The organism is Pseudomonas japonica, from assembly GCF_900188455.1.
Lineage (GTDB): Bacteria > Pseudomonadota > Gammaproteobacteria > Pseudomonadales > Pseudomonadaceae > Aquipseudomonas > Aquipseudomonas japonica.
The window spans coordinates 75592-98399 of the sequence record NZ_FZOL01000012.1 but is presented as its reverse complement, the minus strand read 5'-3'; the positions used below and the strand labels follow the sequence as shown (position 1 = coordinate 98399).

Here is a 22808-nt window from a genome sequence, read left to right as displayed (position 1 = left end):
AAAAATCAGGTTTTTGCAAGCCTTGTATCCAAGTATATTCCTGAGCTGTCGCGCCTAGTAGCACCGGTGTCGCCCGCGAATATCAGCTGGCGGACGGCTCCGGATCACGCTTGCGCTTGTTGCCCATGCGCACGCCGATGTCCATCAGGAACTGGAAGAAGCCTTCCTGATCCTCGAGAACATTGCTCCAGAACGGCGAGTGATACAGCGCCACGGCGCCATGCACCAGCGCCCAGGCGGCGCAGTAGTGGAAGTACGGCGGCACGTCCTCGAGCTTGCCTTCGCTGATGCGGCCCTTGATCAGCAGGGTCAGGCGATCGAAGTTCGAGGCACGGATCTTGTGCAGCTCCTCGACCATGTCCGGCACCTGATGCCCCTTGACCACCTTCTCTTCCAGACGGTCGAACAGCCGGTAACGCTGCGGGTCGCGCATGCGGAATTCGAAGTAGGCGCGCGACAGGGCTTCCTTGTCACGGTCGACATCGGCGGAGTGCAGCAACTGGTTCAAATCCCGCTCGTAGTCGAGCATCAGGCGCAGGTAGATCTCCGCCTTGGACTTGAAATGCTTGTAGATCGTGCCTTTGCCGATACCCACAGCATCAGCGATCATCTCGACGGTGACGCTGTCTTCACCCTGTTCGAGAAACAGCTTGAGTGCGGTATCGAGAATTTCCTGCTCACGGCGACGAAATTCACGGACCTTGCGAGGTTCTTTCTGCATAAGAAGGTCTGGATCAAAATCGAAGCCAAGTATTATGCCTAACTTGCAGCAAAATGCACGGATCATGAAGAGTTCGAACAGGCTCCCGGCTCGCGAGACCCAGCCCATGCCGCTTTCGCCCGTTCACGGGTAGCGATGAGTGCTCAGCAGCGACAGTCGTATTCCAAATCTGTTTAAAAAACGAGCAGTGAGCGCTGGAAGCCCTTCAATCCTGATTAATACTTGAAGTGTTGGCGAGGCACACCCCCCAAGTGTCGCGCCGATAAAGGTGATCAGGGAGTGTTCGCCTTTGTTTTACTCCTAATGGTCTTAACCCGGATTCCCCCCCCCAGAACCCGGGTTTTTTTTGCCCGCCTGGCGGGCTCAGGCGTGCCCCACCCGGGCCAGCGGGAACAGGCGGCGGAAGTTCGCGGTGGTCTGCTCCGCCAACTGCTCGTAGCGCTCACCGCGTACCAGAGCGATGAATTCGGCCACGTCACGTACGTACTCCGGCAGGTTCGGCTTGCCGCGATGGGGAATCGGCGCCAGGTACGGCGAGTCGGTTTCCACCAGCAGGCGGTCGGCCGGCACCTGCCGCGCCACATCACGAAGGGCATCGGCATTGCGGAACGTGACGATGCCCGACAGGGAAATGTAGTAGCCGAGGTCGAGGGCCGCCCTGGCCATCTCCCAGTCCTCGGTGAAACAGTGCAACACGCCCGCCTGGGGCAACGCCGCCTCGCGCAGCAACGCCAGCGTATCGGCCCGCGCCGCGCGCGTATGGATCACCACCGGCTTGCCGGTGATCCGCGCGGCATCCAGATGCAGGCGGAACGACGCCTGCTGCAGCTCGGCCGCCTCCGGCTCGTAGTGATAATCCAGGCCGGTTTCACCGATAGCCACCACATGGGGGTGATTCAGTTCCTGCAGCAGCCAGTCCAGCGCCGGCTCGGCGCCGGGGGCCAGGTCCAGCGGGTGAACGCCCACCGAGCAGTCGACGTCCGCATATCGCTCGGCCAGCGCCTTGACCTGCGCGGCGTTGTCGGCGCTGACGCCGATGCACAGGAAGTGCCCGACCCCTCTGGCGCGCGCAGCACCCAGGGCGGCATCGAGGGAGCCGTCGTGGGCGGCAAGATCAAGACGGTCGAGGTGGCAATGGGAATCTACGAGCATGGCGAAATACGATCTGCAAAGAAAATTGAAATGCCGGCGACTCAGCGCTGGCCCGGCAACATGGCCCAGGAAGCCAGCAGGGCTTCGAGCAGCAGCACGCGGTTGAGGTTGGCCTTGCCAAGCACCTTCTGGCGCTGGGCGAGAATCCAGTCCTGGATTTCCAGCACCTTGCCCTGCGGGCTTTTCTGCGCCAGGTACTGCACCACCTTGCGCATGTCGGCCAGACCGAGGCCCTCTTCGTCCTGGGTCAACTGATAACGCAGGATCAGGTTGGACCAGTCGCAGAACCAGTCGAACAGGTGCAGCAGGGAGATGGCATTCCAGGATTCGGCGAGCTGGGTGGGTGATTGCTGCTGCTTGAGCAGTTTCTTCACGCCATCGACCACCTGCGCACGCTGCTCGCGGATGCCCTGCTGCTGCAAGCTCAGCGCCAGCAATGGCGAACCGGCGGCCAGGCTCAGCAGTTCGCTGCGTTCCCGCTCCTCGCAATCCGGCAATGCCGAAGCGAGCCAGGTCAGGCTCTGTGCCTCCTGGGGCTGCGGGCAGGCAATCTGCTGGCAGCGACTCTTGATGGTCGGCAGCAAGCGGCTCGGCTGATGGCTGACCAACAGCAGCACGGTATCGCCGGAGGGCTCTTCAAGGCTTTTGAGCAAGGCGTTGGCGGCATTGACGTTCATCGCCTCCACCGGCTCGATCAGTACCACCTTGCGCCCGCCGAGCTGGGCGGTCTGGGTGACGAAGCCGACCAGGTCGCGGACCTGGTCGACCTTGATCGGCTTGTCGGCTTCTTCCGGCTCCAGCATGTAGTTGTCAGGATGACTGCCGGCCGCCAGGAGCATGCACGATTTGCACTGCCCGCAGGCCTGCAGGGCGGCGGGACGCTGGCACAGGAGCAAGGCCATGAGACGCTCGGCCAGGGCACGCTTGCCGATACCTTGCGGCCCGTGCAGCAGGTAGGCGTGCGCATGACGGGCGCGTCCGACCAGTTGCTGCCAGAGCGTCGCCTGCCAGGGATAGGCCTCAGCCACGAACGCGCTCCACGATCTGCGCGACCAGCCCGTCCAGCGACTGCTGCACCGCGACCAGCGGCTGCGCCGCGTCAATCAGGCGATAGCGCTGCGGATCGGCCTTGGCCCGGTCGAGATAGGCCTGACGCACCGCCTCGAAGAAGGCCTGGCCTTCCTGCTCGAAACGGTCCAGGCGACCGCGGGCGGCGGCGCGGGACAACCCGACTTCCACCGGCAGGTCGAACAACAGGGTCAAGTCCGGCTGCAGCCCGCCCTGGACGAAGCGCTCCAGGGTAGCGATGCGCTCGACGCCGAGACCACGGCCACCACCCTGGTAGGCATAGGTGGCATCGGTGAAACGGTCGCACAGCACCACTGCGCCACGGGCCAGGGCCGGACGGATGACCTCGGCCAGGTGCTGGGCACGGGCGGCGAAGACCAGCAGCAGTTCGGTGTCGGCATCCATCTTCTCGTCGCTGGGTGCCAGCAGCAGCTCGCGAATGCGTTCGGCCAGCGGCGTACCGCCAGGCTCGCGGGTGAGCAGCACATCCAGGCCGCGATCGCGCAGGTGCCCGGCCAGGTAGTCACGGTTGGTACTCTTGCCCGCGCCTTCCGGACCTTCCAGGGTGATAAACAAACCGCTCACTCGGCATCCTCGAAAAAAGTCATTGCGTGGTGGACTCACCGCCGCCCGGCGCTTCAGGTACCTCTGCGGGGGCGACGACAGGGGGTTCGACTGGCGTCTCCTGATCCGCGGGAGCGCTCGGCAGCGACTGGCCGCTGCCGTTGGGCATGGGTGCCGGGCTGGAACGATAATCCGCGCGCCGCTTCAACTGATACTCGCGAACCGCGGAGTTGTGCGCATCGAGATCGTCGGAGAAGACATGGCTGCCATCGCCACGGGCGACGAAATACAGGCTGCTGCCCGGTGTCGGGTTGAGCGCCGCGTGAATCGCCTCGCGCCCGACCATGGCGATCGGCGTCGGCGGCAGACCGGAAATCACGTAGGTGTTGTAAGGGGTGGACTCGCGCAGGTCGGCGCGAGTGATCTTTCCGTTGTAGCGCTCGCCCATGCCATAGATGACCGTGGGATCGGTCTGCAGCAGCATGCCGATCTGCATGCGGCGAACGAACACGCCGGCAATCTGCCCGCGCTCCTGCGGCACGCCGGTTTCCTTCTCCACCAGCGAGGCCATGATCAGCGCCTGGTAGGGATCCCGGTACGGCAGCTCGGCGGGGCGATCGGCCCACTCCTTCGCCAGCACTTCCTCCAGGCGCGCGTAAGCCTGCTGCAGCAACTCGACATCGGTCATGCCGCGGACGAACTTGTAGGTGTCGGGGAAGAAACGCCCCTCGGGGAAGACCGCGGGGTGACCCAGCTTGTCCATGACCTCGGCGTCACTGAGGCCGGTCAGGGTCTGCTTGATCTTTTCATGTTTGGCCAGGGCCCCACGGACCTGGCGGAAGGTCCAGCCCTCGACCAGGGTCAGGTTGTACTGCACCACATCGCCACGGCGCCAGTCTTCGAACAGGTCGCGCACGGTCATGCCGGGGGTCATGCGATATTCGCCGGTGTGCAGCGGCACTCCAGCCATGTTGAAACGCCAGTAGATGCGCAACCAGAACGCATCCTCGATCAGGCCATCGCTCTCCATCCGGTAGAACATGCGATTGGGGTTGGTGCCAGTGGGGACGTCCAGCAGTTCCTCGCCAGAAAGATGCAGCGACTGCTCCACCGACGAGCTGACTTTCCAGGCGGAATAGCCAAGCACCAGGCCGGCCAGGATCAGACCGATCTCCAGCAATAACAGCAATTTACGTCTCACGAAATCAGGCATCCAGTAGCGTACGGGCAATGGCCTGCAGTTTACGGGTGAGAGGCCCCGGCGACCAGTTCAGCGATGCAAATGAACGCACCGGCCAGACACCGTAGACACTGTTGCAGAGAAACAATTCATCGGCCTGCTCGAGATCGCTCAGGGACAGGTCGCCAACGCGGGTCGGGATACCTTCATCCGCCGCGGCGTCCAGCAGCGCGGCACGCATGACCCCGGCCACACCGCAACGACTCAGGTCGGCGGTGAACAACTGCCGGTCACGGACCAGGAACAGGTTGCTGTAAACCCCTTCGATCACCCGGCCGGACATATCCAGCATCAATCCTTCGGCGTACTCGGCGCCCTGCCACTCGGCGCGGGCCAGCACCTGCTCGAGGCGATTGAGGTGCTTGAGCCCAGCCAGCAACGGTTGCTCGGCCAGTCGAGTCCGGCAAGGAAACAGGCGCACACCCTGCTCGGCATTTTCGGCGGGATAAGCGGGAGCGGGATTGCCCTGGAGGATCCTGCGCGGCGCGACACCGGCCGCCGCGGCGTAACCGCGCTGGCTGTCGCCACGGGTGAGAATCAGCTTGAGCACGCCATCCCCCAGCAACGCGGCATAGCGGTTCAGCTCATCTTCAATCAACAGGAGATCGGCCTCGATCGCCAGGCGCTTGCAACCCAGCGCCAGACGATCGAGGTGATAGTCAGGCAGGGACAGGCGCCCCGCCTTGACGGCAATGGTCTCGAACAGACCATCGCCATAAGCCAGGCCGCGGTTCTGCAGCGCCAGGGAGTCGGCGCCCTGCCCGTCGACCCAGGCCTGCATCAGCCGACGAACCGACGGAACACCAGCGAACCGTTGGTGCCGCCGAAGCCGAACGAGTTCGACAGTACGACATCGATCGGCATGTTGCGCGCCTCATGAGCGACGAAGTCCAGATCACAGCCAACATCGGGTTCGTCGAGGTTGATGGTGGGTGGCGCCACCTGACTGTTGATCGCCAGGACGCTGAAGATCGCCTCCACCGCGCCTGCCGCACCCAGCAGGTGACCGGTCATGGACTTGGTCGAACTGACCGCCAGCTTGTAGGCATGCTCGCCGAACACCGACTTGACCGCGGCAACTTCCGCCAGGTCACCCGCCGGGGTCGAGGTGCCATGAGCGTTGATGTAGCTCACCTGACTCGGGTCGATCTTCGCGTCACGCAAGGCATTGGCCATGCAGCGCGCTGCGCCGGCACCATCCTCGGGAGGCGAGGTCATGTGATAGGCATCTCCACTCATGCCGAAACCGACCAGTTCGGCATAGATGGTCGCGCCACGAGCCTTGGCGTGCTCCAACTCTTCCAGGACCAGGGCACCGGAGCCGTCGGACAGCACGAAGCCATCACGCCCCTTGTCCCATGGACGACTGGCACGGGTCGGGTCGTCATTGCGGGTCGACAGCGCGCGGGATGCGCCGAAACCACCCATGCCCAGACCACAGGCGGCCATTTCCGCACCGCCGGCGATCATCACGTCGGCTTCGCCGAAAGCAATGTTGCGCGCCGCCATACCGATACAGTGGGTACCGGTGGTACAGGCGGTGGCGATGGCATAGTTCGGTCCCTGTACGCCCAGGTGGATGGACAGGAAACCGGAAATCATGTTGATGATCGAACCTGGCACGAAGAACGGCGAAATACGCCGCGGCCCCTGCTCGTGAAGGGTACGGCTGGTTTCTTCGATATTGGTCAGGCCGCCAATACCCGAGCCCATGGCAACGCCGATACGCTCGCGGTTGGCATCGGTGACTTCCAGGCCGGCATTGCGCACCGCCTGAAAACCGGCCGCCAGGCCGTACTGGATGAACAAATCGAGCTTGCGAGCTTCCTTGACCGACAGATACTGCTCGACCTCGAAGCCCTTGACCGAGCCGCCAAAACGGGTGGAGTAGGCAGAAAGGTCCGTATGCTCGATCAGACCGATGCCACTGCGGCCAGCCAGAATGCCCTGCCAACTACTCGGCACATCGGTACCCAGTGGCGACAGCATACCCATACCGGTGACCACGACGCGTCTACGCGACACAGCGCTCTCCTTATTCTATATGTCTACATCTCTTGCAAAGAAAAACCGCACGCCGGCAAAGGCAGTGCGGTTTTTCCCTGACAAGAAGCGACGACTATGAAGTCTTAGCCCTGGTGGGCGTTGACGTAGTCGATAGCAGCTTGAACAGTAGTGATCTTCTCGGCTTCTTCGTCAGGAATCTCGGTTTCGAATTCCTCTTCCAGAGCCATCACCAGCTCAACGGTGTCAAGGGAATCGGCACCCAGATCGTCAACGAACGAAGACTCGTTCTTCACTTCTTCTTCCTTGACGCCCAGTTGCTCGGCAACGATTTTCTTGACGCGTTCTTCGATGGTGCTCATACCTTGTTTTCACTCCTAATGGACATATGTCAGGCAGCTGGCCGGTGTGTAAGTTTATAGAAAGGCGTCTGCATTTCAAGCTCAACGCATCCTTCCCCACAGCACCCGCCGACTCCCCTGGAATTAGATTGCAGCTTTATAACGGATTTTAGTCAGCACGTATGACATTTTTTTAAAACAATCCGTCACATTTGACTACATGTACATCCCGCCGTTGACCGGAATGGTGGCGCCGGTTACGTATGCCGCACCGTCGGATGCCAGGAATGCGACCACTTTCGCGATCTCATCGGCCTGACCCAGACGGCCCAGCGGAATTTGCGTCTGCAGCGATTCACGATGCGCTTCAGGCAGCTCGCGGGTCATATCGGTGTCGATAAAACCTGGAGCGACCGCGTTCACCGTAATGGCACGGGAGCCCACTTCACGGGCCAGTGCGCGACTGAAACCTTCCAGACCGGCCTTGGCGGCGGCGTAGTTGACCTGACCCGCGTTACCCATGGCACCGACCACCGAGCCGATGCTGATGATACGGCCCCAGCGTGCCTTGGTCATGCCGCGCAGCACACCCTTGGACAGACGGTAGAGGCTGTTGAGGTTGGTGTCGATGACATCGAACCACTCATCATCCTTCATGCGCATCATCAGGGTGTCACGCGTGATGCCGGCGTTGTTGACCAGGATCGCCGGCGCACCGAATTGCTCCTGAATGGCAGCCAGCACCGCGGTCACCGACTCGTCGCTGGTCACGTTCAGTTCCAGGCCGGTACCGGCGATACCATGCTCCTTCAGGGTCGCGGCGATACGCTCGGCGCCCGAAGCGGATGTGGCGGTACCGATCACGGTCGCGCCCAGACGACCCAGCTCCAGGGCAATGGCCTGACCGATGCCACGGCTGGCGCCGGTGACCAGTGCAACTTTACCTTGCAGACTCATGCAAGCTCTCCTAATTAAGCCAACGCCGCGCGCGCGGCGGCGACGGCATCCGGGGTGTTGAGATTGTAGGTGGTCACGCCATCGGCACAACGCTTGTTCAGACCGGCCAGGACCTTGCCCGGACCGCACTCGACCAGTTGCACCGCGCCCTGGGCAGCCAGGGCCTGCACGCACTCGACCCAGCGAACCGGCTTGTACAGCTGCTCCAGCAGGTCGCGCTTGAGGGTATCCAGATCGGCGGGCACCGCTGCGCTGACATTCTGTACCACCGGGATTTCCGGAGCCTTCCACTCGATGGCATTGACCGAATCAGCAAAACGCTCGGCGGCCGGACGCATCAGTTCGCAGTGCGATGGAACACTGACTGGCAACGGCAGGGCACGCTTGGCACCACGGGCCTTGCAACCTTCGATGGCGCGTTCGACCGCGGCCTTGGCGCCGGCAATGACCACCTGGCCCGGAGAGTTGAAGTTGACCGCGCTGACCACATCGCCCTGTGCCGCTTCGGCACAAATGGCGACGACATCGGCATCGTCCAGGCCAAGGATGGCCGCCATGGCGCCCTGACCGGCCGGCACGGCTTCCTGCATCAGTTGGCCACGACGCTCGACCAGCTTGACCGCGTCAGCCAGGCTCAGGCTGCCGGCAGCGACCAGCGCGCTGTACTCGCCCAGGCTATGCCCGGAAACGAATGCCGGACGCGCGCCACCTTCGGCCAGCCACAGGCGCCACAGGGCGATCGAGGCGGTGAGGATGGCAGGCTGGGTTTTGTCGGTCTGGTTGAGTTGCTCTTCCGGACCGTTCTGGATCAGCGCCCAGAGGTCGTAGCCCAGAGCCTCGGAGGCCTCGCTGAAGGTGTCGATGACCAGCTGATGCTGGGTGCCCAGCTCGGCGAGCATGCCGAGAGACTGCGAACCTTGACCAGGAAAGACGAATGCGAGGGATGCAGACATTGAACAAGCCCCTAGTGATCTTGTCGTCGAAAATGAGTGTCCAGCCGCAGCTGGACACAAGAAAACCGAAAGTTTGGATGGTCACGAAAACCAAGCGGTCACATTTAACCATTTCCTGGCGAATATGCCTAAAGCAACAGATCCTCCAGCCGGCCGTGCAAACGCTCGGGGAGGTTTTCCTGGATTTCGATGAGCGCACGCTGAATCGCACTCTGGAAGCCCTGCACCCCGGCGGAACCGTGGCTCTTTATGACGATACCCTGCAGGCCGAGGAAACTCGCGCCATTGTGTCGCGCCGGCGCCAGATCGGCCTGCAGGCGCCGCAGCAGCGGCATGGCCATCGCGCCGACCAGGCGCGAAGCGACACTGCTACGGAACAGCGCCTCGATGCGGGCACCGATCATGGTGGCCAGGCCTTCACTGGACTTGAGCAGGATGTTGCCAACAAAACCGTCGCACACCACCACGTCCGCTTCGCCGCGGTACAGGCCGTCGCCCTCGACAAAGCCGATATAGTTGAGGCCGCGGGCCTGCTGCAACAGACTGGCCGCCAGCTTGACCTGCTGGTTGCCCTTGATGTCTTCGGTACCGACGTTGAGCAATGCCACCCGCGGCCGGGAAATCCCCAGGGCCTGGGCCGCCACCGAGCCCATCACGGCGAACTGGTACAGATGCTCGGCACTGCAATCGACATTGGCGCCGAGATCGAGCAACTGGCAGTAACCGCGCTGGGTCGGGATCGCCGCCACCATCGCCGGACGATCGATGCCAGGCAGGGTCTTGAGCACGTAACGAGACAACGCCATCAGCGCGCCGGTGTTGCCGGCACTGACACAGGCCTGAACCTTGCCATCACGCAATAATTCGAGCGCCACGCGCATCGACGAATCGGGCTTGCCACGCAACGCCTGGGACGGCCTCTCGTCCATGCCGATCACTTCGCTCGCCGCAACGATCTGCAGGCGTGCGCGATCCGCAGCCGACTGGCCAGCGATCAGATCTTCAAGGAGGGAGGATTGACCGACGAGGGTCAGGTGAAGCGAGGGAGTAGCCGAGAGACAAGCAAGGCTTGCCTGGACAATGCTGCGGGGACCGAAGTCCCCGCCCATTGCGTCGATCGCAATGATCTGAGCGGACAAGGATTACTCGTCGGCGCCCTTGTCGATCACTTTACGGCCACGGTATACGCCTTCTGGCGAAACGTGGTGACGCAGGTGAACTTCACCGGTGGTTTTCTCTACGGACAGGGCGTTGGCTTCGAGGGCATCGTGCGAACGGCGCATGTCACGGGCAGAGCGGGATTTTTTGTTCTGCTGAACAGCCATAATTGATTAACTCCTAAACGTTTGGGTCACGCTTTAACTGCGCCAATACACTGAACGGGTTGGACCGCTTTACCTCGTCCTCGCTCGGTTCGGGCTCATCGGCGCCCGCCGGCTGCTGGCATTCTTCCGGATGATGAGCAGGCACGATGGGCAAGGCGAGCAACAGCTCCTCCTCGACCAATGCCTGCAGATCCAAAGGATCCTCGCCCAGTTCCAGCACGTCATAACCTTTCGGTAACGACTGGGTATTCGCACCCTCCTTCACCACGGCGTAAGTACATTCGCTATGGATCGGCAGGGTGACCAGCTCAAGACAACGCTGGCAAACCATCTTGACGTCGACATTCAGATCGGTGTGGAAAACCACCGTACCTTGCTCGTCTCGTTCAAAATCGAATTTGGCCTGCACCGTACCGACATTGTCGGAAAGCGGGTCGCAGAGTCTCTCCAAATCGGCGAGCGGTACGCTTCCTTCGATGGAAACGCCACGATCGGCCAATTTGCGCGGGTCAACGTGAGGTGGAATCGGGTCATTCAACATAGGCGCAGCATTCTAGGGATGCCCCCCGCCTCTGTCAAAGGAAATTCCGCCGAGATCCAGCATGTTAGAATCGACGAACCTGCACTGGAGTACCTCATGCTACCGCTGATCCTGGCTTCCAGCTCCCCCTACCGGCGCGAACTGCTGACGCGCCTGCACCTGCCATTCGATTGGGCTTCGCCGGATATCGACGAACGGCGCCTGGTCGACGAGCCCGCGATCGACCTGGTCAAGCGCCTGGCCCGGGGAAAAGCCCTCGCCCTGGCGGATCGCTATCCCGCCCACCTGATCATTGGCTCCGACCAGGTCGCAGTGCTCGGCGAGCAGATACTCGGCAAGCCGCACACCTTCGCCAAGGCCTGCGAGCAACTGCTGGCCGCCAGCGGCAATCACGTCACCTTCCTCACCGGCGTCGCCCTGCTCAACAGCGCGACGGGTGAATGCCAGGTGGATTGCGTGCCATTCAGCGTGCACATGCGCGATCTCGACCTGCCACGCATCGAGCGCTACCTGCACCTCGAACAACCCTACGACTGCGCCGGCAGCTTCAAATGCGAAGGCCTCGGCGTCAGCCTGTTCCAGAGCACCCATGGCTGCGACGCCACCAGCCTGATCGGCCTGCCACTGATCCGCCTGGTGGACATGCTAATAAAGGAAGGCATCAGCGTTCCCTGAGCCCAACGCCAACAAAAAAGCCGACCCACGAGGTCGGCTTTCCCAGTGACAACGACTATCAGCGCAGGGTCGGCCCCTGGAAGCCCATCCACATCGCCAGATGCTCGGCGACACTGGCACCAAGGCGCTTGGAGAAGCGATCGAACGGCGACTCCTCGATAGTGAAGTCCACCAGATCTTTCTCGCCCACCACTTCCCGCGCCACGTAACCGGCGCTACCCAGGGCATCCACCAACCCCAGGTCGACAGCCTGCTCGCCAGACCAGATCAACCCGCTGAACAGCTCGGGATGCTCCTTGTCCTTCAGCCGCTCGCCACGCCCCTGCTTCACGCTGGCGATGAACTGCTTGTGGGTGGTTTCCAGCACCTGCTGCCAGAAGCGGGTTTCTTCCGGCTTCTCCGGCTGGAAGGGATCAAGGAAGGACTTGTGCTCACCCGCCGTATAGCTGCGGCGCTCGACACCCAGCTTCTCCATGGTGCCGACAAAGCCGTAACCCGCCGCAGTGACGCCGATGGAACCCACCAGACTGGCCTTGTCGGCATAGATCCGGTCCGCCGCGCTGGCGATGTAGTAGGCACCGGACGCACCGAGATCGGTAATCACCGCGTACAGCTTGATCTCCGGATACTCAGCGCGCAGGCGGCGGATCTCGTCATACACATAACCCGCCTGGACCGGACTGCCGCCAGGACTGTTGATGCGCAGGACCACGGCCTTGGTCTTGGGATCCTTGAACGCCGCACGCATGCTGCCGATGATGTTGTCGGCACTGGCCTCTTCCTTGTCGGCGATCACGCCGCGGACCTCGACCAGGGCCGTGTGCCCGCTCCCGCCGACCGCACCCGCCTCCATCTTCGCCAACGGCGAGAACAGGAACAGGATGCCGAACAGATAGAAGAACGTCAGCAGCTTGAAGAAGATCCCCCAGCGCCGCGCCCGACGCTGCTCCTGGACACTGGCCAGCAGGGTCTTTTCCAGCAATTGCCAGCTCTTCTGCTCTTCGTTCTTCTCTTCGCGGGGCGCCTTCCACTCATCGACCATGTTTTACCTACCCTGGAAATACCGGTGCAGCCGCCCGTTCGAGCCAGGCCTGCAACTGTGAAAAGTGATCGATAGACAACCGTGGCCGATGAACGCTCAACGCCTCCAGCGACATCGCACCATAACCCACCGCCACCGAATGCATCCCGGCGTTGTTCGCCATGATCAGGTCGAACGCCGAATCACCCACCATCAGCGCCCGCGAGGCTGGTACCTGACAGTGCGCGAGAATTTCCTCCAGCATCAGCGGATGCGGCTTGCCGCGGCTTTCGTCGGCAGCACGGGTGATATCGAAGAAGTTTTCCCAGCCATTGGCGCGCAGCACACGATCCAGCCCACGCCGGGCCTTGCCGGTGGCCACCGCCAGACGGTAGCCCTCGGCACGGAAGGCGTCCAGCGCCTCGAACACACCCGGGAACAGCGGCGAAGGCTGGTCGTCCAGGGCCATGTAGATATCGGCGTAGTGTTGGCGGAAGGCCATGACTTCGGCTTCGTCCAACCGCGGATACAACACGCTGATCGCTTCCGGCAGGGCCAGCCCGATGATGCCCTTGACCGCATCTTCACTGCACAGCGGGTAACCGGCACGCTCGGACGCACCGTGCATCGCCTCGACGATGCGACCGATGGAATCGGCCAGGGTGCCGTCCCAATCGAAGATCAGCAGATCGTAATCACGTTGCACTCAGGCGCTCCACGGTCTGGGCCCACATTTCATCGACCGGTGCCTCGAGCTTCAGCTCACCGCCATCCGGCAGCGGCACGGTCAGGGCATAGGCGTGCAGGAACAGACGCTTGCCGCCCAACTCGCGAATCTCGCGAGTGAAATCCTCGTCACCGTACTTGCTGTCGCCGGCAATGGAATGCCCGGCGTGCAGGGCATGCACACGAATCTGGTGGGTACGTCCGGTGATCGGGCGAGCCTCGACCATGGTGGCGAAATCACCGAAGCGACGCAGCACGCGGAACACCGTCAGCGCCTCCTTGCCCTCGTCGTTGACCTCGACCATGCGCTCGCCGGAGCGCAGGTTGCTCTTGAGCAGCGGCGCGTTGATCTGCTTCTTGGCGGTCGCCCAGTGCCCACGAACCAGTGCCATGTAGCGCTTGTCGACACCATCACCACGCAGGGCGGTGTGCAGGTGACGGAGCATGCTGCGCTTCTTGGCGATCATCAGCAGACCGGAGGTGTCGCGATCGAGGCGATGCACCAGCTCCAGCTCCTTCGCGTCCGGACGCAACTGGCGAAACGCCTCGATCACGCCAAAGCTCAGGCCGCTGCCGCCGTGCACCGCGATACCCGCCGGCTTGTTCAGCACGATGAGCGCCTTGTCTTCGTAGACAATCGCCGCTTCCAGGCGCTGCAACAGCCCCTGGGCCACCGGAACCGGTTCGTCGCGTTCAGGTAGACGAACGGGCGGGACGCGCACAACGTCGCCGGCCTGGATCTTGTACTCGGGTTTGATACGGCCTTTGTTAACCCGCACTTCACCCTTGCGCAAAATGCGATAAATCAAGGCCTTGGGAACACCCTTGAGGACATTGACAAGGAAGTTGTCGATACGCTGGCCGGCAAGTTCCGGCGGGACTTCGATCAGTTGGACACTGGAAGTCGGAGGGGTATTGGTCGTCATTTGCGAATCATAACAATTTTTTATGGATTTGAAGCACTTAATGATTGCTGCTATAGTCGCGAACGCCGCCAAAAGCGGCTGGCCAGCGGACCAGTGGCTTCAAGCCGGTCCTGACCTACGCAAATCTCGAGGACGCGAGGCCGTCCGACGGGGTTTTCGCCAGTTTACAGAATTGCCTGGAATCGCCACCAGCGCCGATGAGAGAAGACCGATAAAAAACAACAAGAGCGGCTTTTGACCCTCCCACCCCGTTTTTTTTCGATGCCACTCTTTGCCAGTGCCAGCGCTTTCACGCAGTCATGGCGAATACTTCGGAAATACCTGCCTCAGCCATAAAACTGCGCGGGCTCCCGAACCGAGCCGGCGCTAAATGCAACCCGTTGCGGATTCAGCGCGCGGCAGCACCCGATTATCAGGGATACGTGTAGGGTGGAGATGCACAACCGTCGGACCGTGTAGTACTGCGTCCAGCCCGCGGCCACAGGCCAGCGACCGGACCCGTTCTCGATCAAGGATGCCCCCCGGGCGTCCACGGACGAAGGCTGATTCCTCCTCCTGACTGACGTGCATTTGACACAACAGCAAGCAGGACGCGTCGTCGCGGCTTCGGCAGCACTGGTCACCAGTCAGCCGAACCCCGCTGGACACGGGATGGCCCCGCCACCCCTGACGCACCTGACACCGACCGTGAGAAGTCGTGTGTGCCGCACGCCGTTTCCGGCAGCCCGGAAACCGACGGTATTACATGAAAAGAATGCTGATTAACGCGACTCAACCCGAAGAGTTGCGTGTTGCTCTGGTAGACGGCCAGCGCCTCTACGACCTGGACATCGAATCCGGTGCGCGCGAGCAGAAGAAGGCCAACATCTACAAAGGCCGGATCACCCGCATCGAACCCAGCCTCGAAGCCGCCTTCGTCGACTTCGGCTCCGAACGCCATGGCTTCCTGCCACTCAAGGAAATCTCCCGCGAATACTTCAAGAAGGCCCCCGAAGGTCGGGTCAACATCAAGGAAGTACTGAGCGAAGGCCAGGAAGTCATCGTCCAGGTCGAGAAGGAAGAACGTGGCAACAAGGGCGCCGCCCTGACCACCTTCATCAGCCTGGCCGGTCGTTACCTGGTGCTGATGCCGAACAACCCGCGTGCCGGTGGCATCTCCCGCCGCATCGAAGGCGAAGAGCGCAACGAACTGCGCGAGGCCCTCAACGGCCTGGTCGCCCCTGCCGACATGGGCCTGATCGTGCGCACCGCCGGCCTGGGCCGCAGCAGCGAAGAGATGCAGTGGGACCTCGACTACCTGCTGCAACTCTGGACCGCGATCAAGGAAGCCTCCCTGGACCGCGCCGCGCCTTTCCTGATCTACCAGGAAAGCAACGTCATCATCCGCGCCATCCGTGACTACCTGCGCCAGGACATCGGCGAAGTGCTGATCGACAGCATCGACGCCCAGGAAGAAGCCCTGACCTTCATCCGTCAGGTGATGCCCCAGTACGCCAGCAAGGTCAAGCTGTACGAAGACAGCGTCCCGCTGTTCAACCGCTTCCAGATCGAAAGCCAGATCGAGACCGCCTTCCAGCGCGTCGTCGACCTGCCGTCCGGTGGCTCGATCGTGATCGACCCGACCGAAGCCCTGGTTTCCATCGACATCAACTCGGCGCGCGCCACCAAGGGTAGCGACATCGAGGAAACCGCCCTGCAGACCAACCTGGAGGCGGCCGAGGAAATCGCCCGTCAACTGCGTCTGCGCGACATCGGCGGCCTGATCGTCATCGACTTCATCGACATGACCCCAGCCAAGAACCAACGCGCCGTGGAAGAGAAAGTCCGCGAGTGCCTGGAAGCCGACCGCGCCCGCGTCCAGGTTGGCCGCATCTCGCGCTTCGGCCTGCTGGAAATGTCTCGTCAGCGCCTGCGTCCATCCCTGGGCGAAAGCAGCGGCATCGTCTGCCCGCGCTGCAGCGGCACCGGCATCATCCGTGACGTCGAGTCGCTGTCGCTGGCGATCCTGCGCCTGATCGAGGAAGAAGCCCTCAAGGACCGCACCGCCGAAGTCCGTGCCCAGGTACCGATCCCGGTCGCTGCGTTCCTGCTCAACGAAAAGCGCAACTCGATCACCAAGATCGAACTGCGCACCCGCGCACGCATCGTCATCCTGCCGAACGATCACCTGGAGACGCCGCACTTCGAAGTCCAGCGTCTGCGCGACGACAATCCGGAAGCCCTGAGCGGCCAGTCCAGCTACGAAATCGCCGCCACCGAAGTCGAGGAAGCGCCGCAAGCCGCCGCCACCCGCACCCTGGTTCGCCAGGAAGCCGCGGTGAAGACCGCCCCGGCCCGTGCCAACGCGCCAGTGCCGACCGCCGTCGAGCAACCGGCCCCCGTCGCCCCGGTTCACGTCGCGCCTGAGCCAAGCCTGTTCAAGGGCCTGGTCAAGTCGCTGGTGAGCCTGTTCGCCGGCAACAAGGAAGAGCCTGCCGCCCCGGCCGCCGCCGAGAAGCCTGCCGCCGCCGAGCGCCCGCAGCGCAACGAGGAGCGTCGCAACGGTCGTCAGCAGAGCCGCAACCGCAATGGCCGTCGCGAGGAAGACCGCAAGCCGCGTGAAGAGCGTGCCGAGCGCGCGCCACGGGAAGAGCGTCAGCCACGCGAGGAAGCTCAGCCACGCGAGGAACGCGCACCGCGTCCACCGCGTGAAGAGCGTCAACCACGCGCCCCGCGCGAGGAGCGTCGCTCCCGCGAAGAGCGCCCGGTCCGCGAACTGCGCGAGCCGCTGGACGCCGCACCGGCCGTTCGTGAAGAACGCCCGGAGCGCACCCCGCGTGAAGAGCGTCAACCTCGCGAAGAACGTGCCCCGCGTGAAGAACGCGCACCGCGTGAGGAACGTGCTCCGCGCGAAGAGCGCGCCCCTCGTGAAGAACGCCAGCCACGCGAAGAGCGTCAACCGCGTCCGCCGCGTGAAGAGCGTCAGCCACGCCCTGCCGAGCAGGCCGCCGAGGCTGCCGAGGAGCAACTGCCGAACGAAGAACTGCTGGATGACAACCAGGAGGGCGCCGAAGGCGAACGTCCACGTCGTCGCTCCCGTGGTCAGCGTCGTCGCAGCAACCGTCGTGAACGTCAACGCGACGCCAACGGCAACCTGGTCGAAGGCAGCGAAGACGGCAGCGAAGATGGTCAGGAGCCAAACGGCGCCGAACTGGCTGCCGGCCTGGCTGTGACTGCCGCGGTCGCTTCCAGCGCCATCAGCGCCGACGCCGAAGCCGAGGCTCACGCCCAGGCCGAACGCGCCACTGCTACCGTCGAGGAAAACGCAGCGCAGGTCGAGCCTGCTCCCGTGGATTCCCAGGCCGCTGAAATCGCTGAAGTCGCCGAGGCCGTGAAGCCTGCCGAGGAAGCACCGCAAGCCGACATCGCACCCGTCGTCGAGCAGCCTGCCAGCGTCGTTGAAGCTGTCGAGCCGAGCGTCGCCCCTGTGATCGAGGTCACTCCAGCGCCTGTCGAGCAACCTGCCGAAGAGCCCGTGCCTGCCGTTGAAGCACCAGCCGAGCCAGTAGTTGCCGCACAGCCTGAAGCCCTGGAGCCGGTGGTGGAAGCTCAGCCACAAGCCGAGCCTGCGCCAGAGGAAGCCCCGGCCGTCGTGGAAGCGCCAGCCCCTGTAGCCGAAGAAGCCGCGGCGGAGCCTGCGACCACTGAAGCGCCAGCGGCGACTCCGTCGAATGGCCGCGCCCCGAACGACCCGCGCGAAGTTCGCCGCCGCAAGCGTGAAGCCGAAGCAGCCGCTGCTGCCGCGGCCGCCGCAGCGGCAGCCGCCGAGGCCCAGGTCAGCGAAGCACCTGCCGCAGAAGACACCGCGTCTGAAGCAGTTGAGGAAGCGCCAAAGGCCCTGGAAACCACTGAAGAGCACAAACCGCACTTCTGATTCCAAAGGCTGAAAAAAAGCCCCGCCAGTGAAAACTGGCGGGGCTTTTTTATTCCTCAGGGCTGGCGACCCGAAGCCTCTCAGTAAAGATTCGGCTCCATCTCCAGCTCGACCCCGAAGCGCTCGAGGATGTCGTCCTGGATCTTCCGTGCCAGTGCGTGCAACTGCTCGCCAGTCGCCTGACCGTAATTCACCAGCACCAGCGCCTGCAGCCGATGCACACCAGCATCGCCGTCACGATAGCCCTTCCAGCCCGCCTGCTCGATCAGCCAGCCCGCGGCCAGCTTCATCTCGCCATCGAGCTGTGGATAAGCCACCAACCCGGGATGCTGCTCGCGAATGCGATCGGCCAGCACGGCGCTGATCACCGGGTTCTTGAAGAAGCTGCCGGCATTGCCCAATTCGGCCGGGTCGGGGAGCTTTTCCCGGCGAATGCTGCAGATCGTCTCACTGACATCCTTTGCCGTCGGCTGCTCGATACCCCGCTCCGCCAGGCGCTGACGCACCGGACCGTAGTCCAGATGCAGCGGCGCCACGCGACTGAGGACAAAACGCACCCGCAGGATGATCCAGCGTCCCGGATTGCGCTTGAAGTGGCTGTCACGGTAGGCGAAGCCGCACTCTTCCAGGCTGAAGTCGCGCAGGTCACCGGTTTGGCGGTCCAGCGCGGTGAGGCCGGCGAAGATGTCCTTGATCTCTACGCCATAGGCACCAATGTTCTGCATCGGCGCCGCGCCGACGGTGCCAGGAATCAGGCTGAGGTTCTCGAGACCGACCAGGCCTTGCTCCAGGGTCCACTGCACGAAGGGATGCCAGGGTTCGCCCGCCTCGGCCTCGACCACGACACGCTGGCCGTCGTCGGACAGCAGGCGAATACCGCTGCTGCTCATGCGGATTACCAGTGCGGTGACATCCTGGGTCAGCAACAGGTTGCTGCCGCCACCAATCACCAGCGCCGGCAGGTCCTCGGTTGCGGCATAGGCCAGCAGTTGCCGGACCTCGTCATCACTGGTGGCCTGGGCGAAATGGCGCGCCGTCGCCTCGATGCCGAAGCTGTTGTAAGGCTTGAGGGAAACATTCGATTCGACCTTGGCGCTCATAACCGTCCTTTCAGTTCGATGACCAGGCCGCGGCAGGCCGCTTCGATCAGGTCGAGGACATGCTCGAAGCCCTGCTCGCCGCCGTAGTAAGGGTCCGGTACCTCGTCCAGCGCGCCTTCGTAGCGGCGCAGGAACAGGTCCAGCTCGGCACTGGCATGCCCCGGACGCATGGCCTGCAGATGCGCCAGGTTGCTCTTGTCCATCGCCAGGATCAGGTCGTAGCGGCTGAAATCCTCGCGGCTGACCTGCTGCGCGCGCTGCGCCGACAGGTCATAGCCGCGCAACTGCGCGGCGCGTCGGGTGCGGCTGTCCGGCGGCTTGCCGACATGCCAGTCGCCGGTTCCCGCCGACGCCACCTGGATGGCATCGGCCAGACCGGCCTCGATCAATTGATGGCGCAACACCCCTTCCGCGGTCGGTGAACGGCAGATGTTGCCCAGGCATACGAACAGGACGCGCATCAGGCCTCCAGCAAGCGCCGGACGCGCTCCAGGTCTTCTGGCGTATCGACACCCACCGGCGGCGCTTGCAGAGCGTCGGCGACATGAATGCGCACGCCGTGCCAGAGCGCACGAAGTTGCTCCAGCGCTTCGGTGCGCTCCAGCCAGCACGGCCCCCAGCCGACGAAGTCCTGGAGGAAGCCGGCGCGGTAGGCGTACATGCCGATGTGACGGCGGTAGGGCACGCCTTCCGGCAGACGCTCGCGGCTCTGCGCCAGCGCATCGCGGGCCCAGGGCAACGGCGCGCGACTGAACGTCAGGGCCAGGCCGTTGCAGTCGGCGACCACCTTGACCACGTTGGGGTTGAACAGCGCCTCGACGTCCTCGAGCGGCTCGCCGAGGGTGGCGATGCCCGCTTCCGGGTGGGCCGCCAGGTTGGCGGCCACCTGGTCGATGATCGACGGCGGGATCAGCGGCTCGTCGCCCTGCACGTTGACCACGATGGCATCGGCGGGCAGTTGCAGGGCCGCGGCGACTTCGGCCAGACGGTCGGTGCCGGACTCATGGTCGTCACGGGTCAGCAGGACCTCCGCGCCAAAGGCCTTGCACGCCTCGACGATGCTCGCATCGTCGGTAGCGATCACCACACGGCTGGCGCTGCTCTTGCGGGCCTGTTCCCAGACATGCTGGATCATCGGCTTGCCGGCGATCGGCAGCAACGGTTTGCCCGGCAGGCGCGTGGAGCGCAGACGGGCCGGGATCACGACGGTGAAGACCAGGCTCATTTGTCCAGGCGCTCGTCGTCGGTCAGGGTGCGTGCCTCGCTTTCCAGCATCACCGGAATGCCATCGCGAATCGGGTAGGCGAGGCCTGCGCCCTTGCTGATCAGCTCGGTCTTGTCGGCGCTGAGCTTGAGCGGGCCCTTGGTGATCGGGCAAGCGAGGATATCGAGCAGTTTGGTGTCCATGGGGTCATTCCTCAGGCCTGTGGCCGGAAACAGAAAAGAATCAGGGCTGCCGGGTATTCGGCAGCAAGCGTGCCAGTTGCTCGTCGAGCCAGCGCACGAACGCCGGCGACGGTTGCGCGTCGACGGCAAGGTACCACCAGTCTTCCGCGGCGAAGCCGCGACACTTCACGGCATCCTTCTCGGTCATCACCAGCGGCAGCGCCGGGCTGAAGCCCAGGGCTTCGGCGCTGAACACGGCATGATCGGCGAAAGGATGCTCCACTGGCTTCCAGTCTAGCCCGCGCAGGGTGTTGAAGAAGCGTTGCGGGTTGCCGATACCGGCGACGGCATGCAGGGCCTGACCGACGGGAAAGTGATCCAACGGGCGCCGCTCACCGCTACGCAGGTTGACCAGCGCGGTGGGTTTCAGACTGAAGGCAAAACCATCGTCGCGATCGGCGGCAGCACCGTTGTACAGCAGCGCATCGACTTCGCGCAGACGCTCCACCGGCTCGCGCAGCGGACCGGCCGGCAGGCAACGGCGATTGCCGAGGCCGCGGGCCGCATCGATCAGCACCAGCTCCAGGTCGCGGGCCAGACGGTAATGCTGCAGCCCGTCGTCGCACAGGATCAGGTCCAGCGGCTCGGCGTCGAGCAACGCGCGAACCGCCTGCGAGCGATCCGGGTCGATCATCAGCGGCACGCCGCTGCGCTGCACGATCAGCAGGGGTTCGTCACCGGCATGCTCGGCCGACTGCTCGGCGCGTACTCGCCAGGGCAGTTGCGGCGGCGTTGCCCCATAGCCACGACTGACCACGCCGACCCGCAGGCCGCGCTGGCGACAGTGCTCGATGAGAAAGAGGATCAGCGGCGTCTTGCCGGTGCCACCGACGGTGATGTTGCCCACCACCAGCACCGGCACCGGGGCGTGGTAGATGTTGCCCTCCCCGGCCAGGAAGCGCTCGCGCTTGCCACGCACCACCTTGCGGTACAGGGCTTCCAGCGGCGAAAGCAGCGCGAGCAGCGGATGGCCCTTGTACCACGCCTCCAGCAGACGATCGGCGAAAGCCATCAAGGGGTCCCCGGCGCGGCCTCGACCGTGGTCATGCGCAGATGGCTGAAGCCGAGCTTGCCGGCCGCGTCCATTGCGGTCACCACGGCCTGGTGCGGCGTCTTGCCGTCGGCGCTGATCGCCAGCGGCAGCTTGTTGTCACCCGCGGATTCCTTTTGCAGCGCCTCGGTCAGGGTCGCCAGGTCGCTCTTGGGCAGCAGGTGGTTGTTCACCGAATAGACGCCCTCGGCGCTGATGGTGATTTCCACCAGCTTCTGCTCGGAATCCTCCGGCGGCGTGGCGCTGGCGGCTTCCGGCAGCTCGACGCGCAATTGGGTTTCGCGGGTGAAGGTGGTGGTGACCACGAAGAACAGCAACAGGATGAAGACCACATCGATCAACGACGCCAGATTGATGTCAACGTTCTCGCGTTGCTTGCGCCGGAATTTCACGCCTTGCCCTCGGACAGATCGACGTCACGGTCACCCTGCAGCACTTCGACCAGCTTGATCGCCTCCTGCTCCATGCCGACCACCAGCTCGTCGATGCGGCGTTGCAGGAAACGGTGGAAGAACACCGACGGGATACCCACCATCAGGCCCGCGGCGGTGGTGATCAGCGCCTTGGAGATACCGCCGGCGAGCACCGCGGCGTTGGCGGTCATGCCCGAGCCCATGAACGAGCTGAAGATGTCGATCATGCCCAGTACGGTACCGAGCAGACCCAGCAGCGGCGCCATGGCGGCGATGGTGCCGAGCGCGTTGATGTAGCGTTCGAGTTCGTGGATGACCCGGGCGGCGGCCTCCTCGATGCACTCCTTCATGATCTCGCGGCCATGGCGGGAATTGGCCAGGCCCGCGGCAAGAATCTCGCCCAGCGGCGAATCGGCGCGCAGCGCCTTGAGTTTCTCGGTATTGAGTTGCTTGTCCTTGATCCAGCGCCAGACCTGGCCCAGCAGGTGCGGCGGTGTCACGCGGCTGGCACGCAGGGTCCACAGGCGCTCAGCGACGATAGCCATGGCAGCGATGGAACTCAGAATGATCGGCAGCATCATCCAACCACCGGACTTGACCAATTCCCACACAGTAAGGATCCCCTCGGAAAAAGTTCTGCACTCTACCATAGGGGCCGTGACTGCCGAAGG

The 22808-nt window shown here is 63.4% G+C and carries 25 protein-coding genes; 2 read left to right on the top strand and 23 right to left on the bottom strand.

What is annotated here, in order from left to right; translation table 11 throughout:
- Positions 1-82: 82 nt before the first annotated feature.
- The 13 genes from CHB99_RS16100 to CHB99_RS16040 all read right to left on the bottom strand — a co-directional run bounded on the left by CHB99_RS16100 (position 83) and on the right by CHB99_RS16040 (position 10866).
- Complete coding sequence (locus CHB99_RS16100) at positions 83-721, bottom strand: TetR/AcrR family transcriptional regulator (protein WP_042122274.1); 639 nt, start codon at positions 719-721, stop codon at positions 83-85.
- A 363-nt stretch (positions 722-1084) separates the two neighbouring features.
- Positions 1085-1873 carry a TatD family hydrolase gene (locus tag CHB99_RS16095; RefSeq protein WP_042122276.1) on the bottom strand — a complete coding sequence of 263 codons (789 nt, stop codon included), beginning with the start codon at positions 1871-1873 and terminating at the stop codon, positions 1085-1087.
- Between the two features lie 41 nt (positions 1874-1914).
- A complete protein-coding gene (locus CHB99_RS16090) occupies positions 1915-2901 on the bottom strand; it encodes a DNA polymerase III subunit delta' (protein ID WP_042122280.1) in 987 nt (328 codons plus the stop codon).
- Positions 2894-3526: a dTMP kinase gene (tmk, locus tag CHB99_RS16085; protein ID WP_042122282.1), complete on the bottom strand. Its 633-nt coding sequence runs from the start codon at positions 3524-3526 to the stop codon at positions 2894-2896. Before tmk ends, CHB99_RS16090 begins: the two co-directional genes overlap by 8 nt.
- Before the next feature lie 19 nt (positions 3527-3545).
- Positions 3546-4706: an endolytic transglycosylase MltG gene (gene mltG, locus CHB99_RS16080; protein ID WP_042122284.1), complete on the bottom strand. Its 1161-nt coding sequence runs from the start codon at positions 4704-4706 to the stop codon at positions 3546-3548.
- 4 nt (positions 4707-4710) lie between these two features.
- Complete coding sequence (gene pabC / locus CHB99_RS16075; RefSeq protein ID WP_042122286.1) at positions 4711-5526, bottom strand: aminodeoxychorismate lyase; 816 nt, start codon at positions 5524-5526, stop codon at positions 4711-4713.
- Positions 5526-6770: a beta-ketoacyl-ACP synthase II gene (gene fabF / locus CHB99_RS16070; RefSeq protein ID WP_042122288.1), complete on the bottom strand. Its 1245-nt coding sequence runs from the start codon at positions 6768-6770 to the stop codon at positions 5526-5528. Before fabF ends, pabC begins: the two co-directional genes overlap by 1 nt.
- A 104-nt stretch (positions 6771-6874) precedes the next feature.
- The gene (acpP, locus tag CHB99_RS16065; RefSeq protein WP_011532887.1) at positions 6875-7111 is read right to left on the bottom strand and encodes an acyl carrier protein; all 237 of its coding nucleotides are present in this window, start codon (positions 7109-7111) and stop codon (positions 6875-6877) included.
- A gap of 195 nt (positions 7112-7306) precedes the next feature.
- Positions 7307-8047, bottom strand: coding sequence for a 3-oxoacyl-ACP reductase FabG (fabG, locus tag CHB99_RS16060; protein ID WP_042122291.1), 741 nt, complete (start codon positions 8045-8047; stop codon positions 7307-7309).
- A 14-nt stretch (positions 8048-8061) separates the two neighbouring features.
- The gene (gene fabD / locus CHB99_RS16055; RefSeq protein ID WP_042122293.1) at positions 8062-9000 is read right to left on the bottom strand and encodes an ACP S-malonyltransferase; all 939 of its coding nucleotides are present in this window, start codon (positions 8998-9000) and stop codon (positions 8062-8064) included.
- 128 nt (positions 9001-9128) lie between these two features.
- Positions 9129-10139, bottom strand: a complete 1011-nt coding sequence (plsX, locus tag CHB99_RS16050) for a phosphate acyltransferase PlsX (RefSeq protein WP_084702571.1) — start codon at positions 10137-10139, stop codon at positions 9129-9131.
- A gap of 3 nt (positions 10140-10142) precedes the next feature.
- Positions 10143-10325 carry a 50S ribosomal protein L32 gene (rpmF, locus tag CHB99_RS16045; protein ID WP_009406838.1) on the bottom strand — a complete coding sequence of 61 codons (183 nt, stop codon included), beginning with the start codon at positions 10323-10325 and terminating at the stop codon, positions 10143-10145.
- A gap of 13 nt (positions 10326-10338) precedes the next feature.
- Positions 10339-10866 (bottom strand): YceD family protein, encoded by a 528-nt coding sequence (locus CHB99_RS16040; RefSeq protein ID WP_042122296.1) that lies wholly within the window; start codon positions 10864-10866, stop codon positions 10339-10341.
- A gap of 96 nt (positions 10867-10962) precedes the next feature.
- Here CHB99_RS16040 and CHB99_RS16035 point away from each other — a divergent pair, with 96 nt between their 5' ends.
- Positions 10963-11541: a Maf family protein gene (locus tag CHB99_RS16035; protein ID WP_042122298.1), complete on the top strand. Its 579-nt coding sequence runs from the start codon at positions 10963-10965 to the stop codon at positions 11539-11541.
- Positions 11542-11599: 58 nt separating this feature from the next.
- Here CHB99_RS16035 and CHB99_RS16030 read toward each other — a convergent pair whose 3' ends face one another.
- From CHB99_RS16030 to rluC, 3 genes are read right to left on the bottom strand one after another with little or no spacing between them, the layout of a single operon-like run.
- Positions 11600-12583 carry a S49 family peptidase gene (locus tag CHB99_RS16030; protein WP_042122300.1) on the bottom strand — a complete coding sequence of 328 codons (984 nt, stop codon included), beginning with the start codon at positions 12581-12583 and terminating at the stop codon, positions 11600-11602.
- A 7-nt stretch (positions 12584-12590) separates the two neighbouring features.
- A complete protein-coding gene (locus tag CHB99_RS16025) occupies positions 12591-13268 on the bottom strand; it encodes an HAD-IA family hydrolase (RefSeq protein ID WP_042122302.1) in 678 nt (225 codons plus the stop codon).
- Positions 13258-14214 carry a 23S rRNA pseudouridine(955/2504/2580) synthase RluC gene (gene rluC, locus CHB99_RS16020; RefSeq protein ID WP_042122304.1) on the bottom strand — a complete coding sequence of 319 codons (957 nt, stop codon included), beginning with the start codon at positions 14212-14214 and terminating at the stop codon, positions 13258-13260. The genes CHB99_RS16025 and rluC overlap by 11 nt, the downstream gene beginning before the upstream one ends.
- Before the next feature lie 745 nt (positions 14215-14959).
- Here rluC and rne point away from each other — a divergent pair.
- Positions 14960-18127: a ribonuclease E gene (gene rne, locus CHB99_RS16010; RefSeq protein WP_084702574.1), complete on the top strand. Its 3168-nt coding sequence runs from the start codon at positions 14960-14962 to the stop codon at positions 18125-18127.
- 80 nt (positions 18128-18207) lie between these two features.
- On the opposite strand, the gene murB is transcribed toward rne, so the two are convergent.
- The 7 genes from murB to CHB99_RS15975 are packed head-to-tail and all read right to left on the bottom strand — an operon-like array spanning position 18208 to position 22748.
- The gene (gene murB / locus CHB99_RS16005; protein WP_042122308.1) at positions 18208-19227 is read right to left on the bottom strand and encodes a UDP-N-acetylmuramate dehydrogenase; all 1020 of its coding nucleotides are present in this window, start codon (positions 19225-19227) and stop codon (positions 18208-18210) included.
- On the bottom strand, positions 19224-19688 hold the full coding sequence (locus tag CHB99_RS16000) for a low molecular weight protein-tyrosine-phosphatase (RefSeq protein WP_042122309.1): 465 nt from the start codon (positions 19686-19688) through the stop codon (positions 19224-19226). The genes murB and CHB99_RS16000 overlap by 4 nt, the downstream gene beginning before the upstream one ends.
- Positions 19688-20452, bottom strand: coding sequence for a 3-deoxy-manno-octulosonate cytidylyltransferase (gene kdsB / locus CHB99_RS15995; protein ID WP_042122311.1), 765 nt, complete (start codon positions 20450-20452; stop codon positions 19688-19690). Before kdsB ends, CHB99_RS16000 begins: the two co-directional genes overlap by 1 nt.
- Positions 20449-20634 carry a Trm112 family protein gene (locus tag CHB99_RS15990; protein ID WP_003247142.1) on the bottom strand — a complete coding sequence of 62 codons (186 nt, stop codon included), beginning with the start codon at positions 20632-20634 and terminating at the stop codon, positions 20449-20451. Before CHB99_RS15990 ends, kdsB begins: the two co-directional genes overlap by 4 nt.
- 40 nt (positions 20635-20674) lie before the next feature.
- Positions 20675-21685 (bottom strand): tetraacyldisaccharide 4'-kinase, encoded by a 1011-nt coding sequence (gene lpxK, locus CHB99_RS15985; RefSeq protein ID WP_042122312.1) that lies wholly within the window; start codon positions 21683-21685, stop codon positions 20675-20677.
- Complete coding sequence (locus CHB99_RS15980) at positions 21685-22116, bottom strand: ExbD/TolR family protein (RefSeq protein ID WP_042122314.1); 432 nt, start codon at positions 22114-22116, stop codon at positions 21685-21687. Before CHB99_RS15980 ends, lpxK begins: the two co-directional genes overlap by 1 nt.
- Positions 22113-22748: a MotA/TolQ/ExbB proton channel family protein gene (locus CHB99_RS15975; RefSeq protein ID WP_042122316.1), complete on the bottom strand. Its 636-nt coding sequence runs from the start codon at positions 22746-22748 to the stop codon at positions 22113-22115. The genes CHB99_RS15980 and CHB99_RS15975 overlap by 4 nt, the downstream gene beginning before the upstream one ends.
- Between the last annotated feature and the right edge of the window lie 60 nt (positions 22749-22808).

Excerpts from the sequence above, each read along its gene's own strand:
- CHB99_RS16100 (WP_042122274.1), bottom strand. The coding sequence starts at position 721 with ATGCAGAAAGAACCTCGCAAGGTCCGTGAATTTCGTCGCCGTGAGCAG.
- CHB99_RS16095 (WP_042122276.1), bottom strand. The coding sequence starts at position 1,873 with ATGCTCGTAGATTCCCATTGCCACCTCGACCGTCTTGATCTTGCCGCC.
- pabC (WP_042122286.1), bottom strand. The coding sequence starts at position 5,526 with ATGCAGGCCTGGGTCGACGGGCAGGGCGCCGACTCCCTGGCGCTGCAG.
- acpP (WP_011532887.1), bottom strand. The coding sequence starts at position 7,111 with ATGAGCACCATCGAAGAACGCGTCAAGAAAATCGTTGCCGAGCAACTG.
- fabG (WP_042122291.1), bottom strand. The coding sequence starts at position 8,047 with ATGAGTCTGCAAGGTAAAGTTGCACTGGTCACCGGCGCCAGCCGTGGC.
- fabD (WP_042122293.1), bottom strand. The coding sequence starts at position 9,000 with ATGTCTGCATCCCTCGCATTCGTCTTTCCTGGTCAAGGTTCGCAGTCT.
- rpmF (WP_009406838.1), bottom strand. The coding sequence starts at position 10,325 with ATGGCTGTTCAGCAGAACAAAAAATCCCGCTCTGCCCGTGACATGCGC.
- CHB99_RS16040 (WP_042122296.1), bottom strand. The coding sequence starts at position 10,866 with ATGTTGAATGACCCGATTCCACCTCACGTTGACCCGCGCAAATTGGCC.
- CHB99_RS16035 (WP_042122298.1), top strand. The coding sequence starts at position 10,963 with ATGCTACCGCTGATCCTGGCTTCCAGCTCCCCCTACCGGCGCGAACTG.
- CHB99_RS16030 (WP_042122300.1), bottom strand. The coding sequence starts at position 12,583 with ATGGTCGATGAGTGGAAGGCGCCCCGCGAAGAGAAGAACGAAGAGCAG.
- rluC (WP_042122304.1), bottom strand. The coding sequence starts at position 14,214 with ATGACGACCAATACCCCTCCGACTTCCAGTGTCCAACTGATCGAAGTC.
- rne (WP_084702574.1), top strand. The coding sequence starts at position 14,960 with ATGAAAAGAATGCTGATTAACGCGACTCAACCCGAAGAGTTGCGTGTT.
- murB (WP_042122308.1), bottom strand. The coding sequence starts at position 19,227 with ATGAGCGCCAAGGTCGAATCGAATGTTTCCCTCAAGCCTTACAACAGC.
- CHB99_RS16000 (WP_042122309.1), bottom strand. The coding sequence starts at position 19,688 with ATGCGCGTCCTGTTCGTATGCCTGGGCAACATCTGCCGTTCACCGACC.
- kdsB (WP_042122311.1), bottom strand. The coding sequence starts at position 20,452 with ATGAGCCTGGTCTTCACCGTCGTGATCCCGGCCCGTCTGCGCTCCACG.
- CHB99_RS15990 (WP_003247142.1), bottom strand. The coding sequence starts at position 20,634 with ATGGACACCAAACTGCTCGATATCCTCGCTTGCCCGATCACCAAGGGC.
- lpxK (WP_042122312.1), bottom strand. The coding sequence starts at position 21,685 with ATGGCTTTCGCCGATCGTCTGCTGGAGGCGTGGTACAAGGGCCATCCG.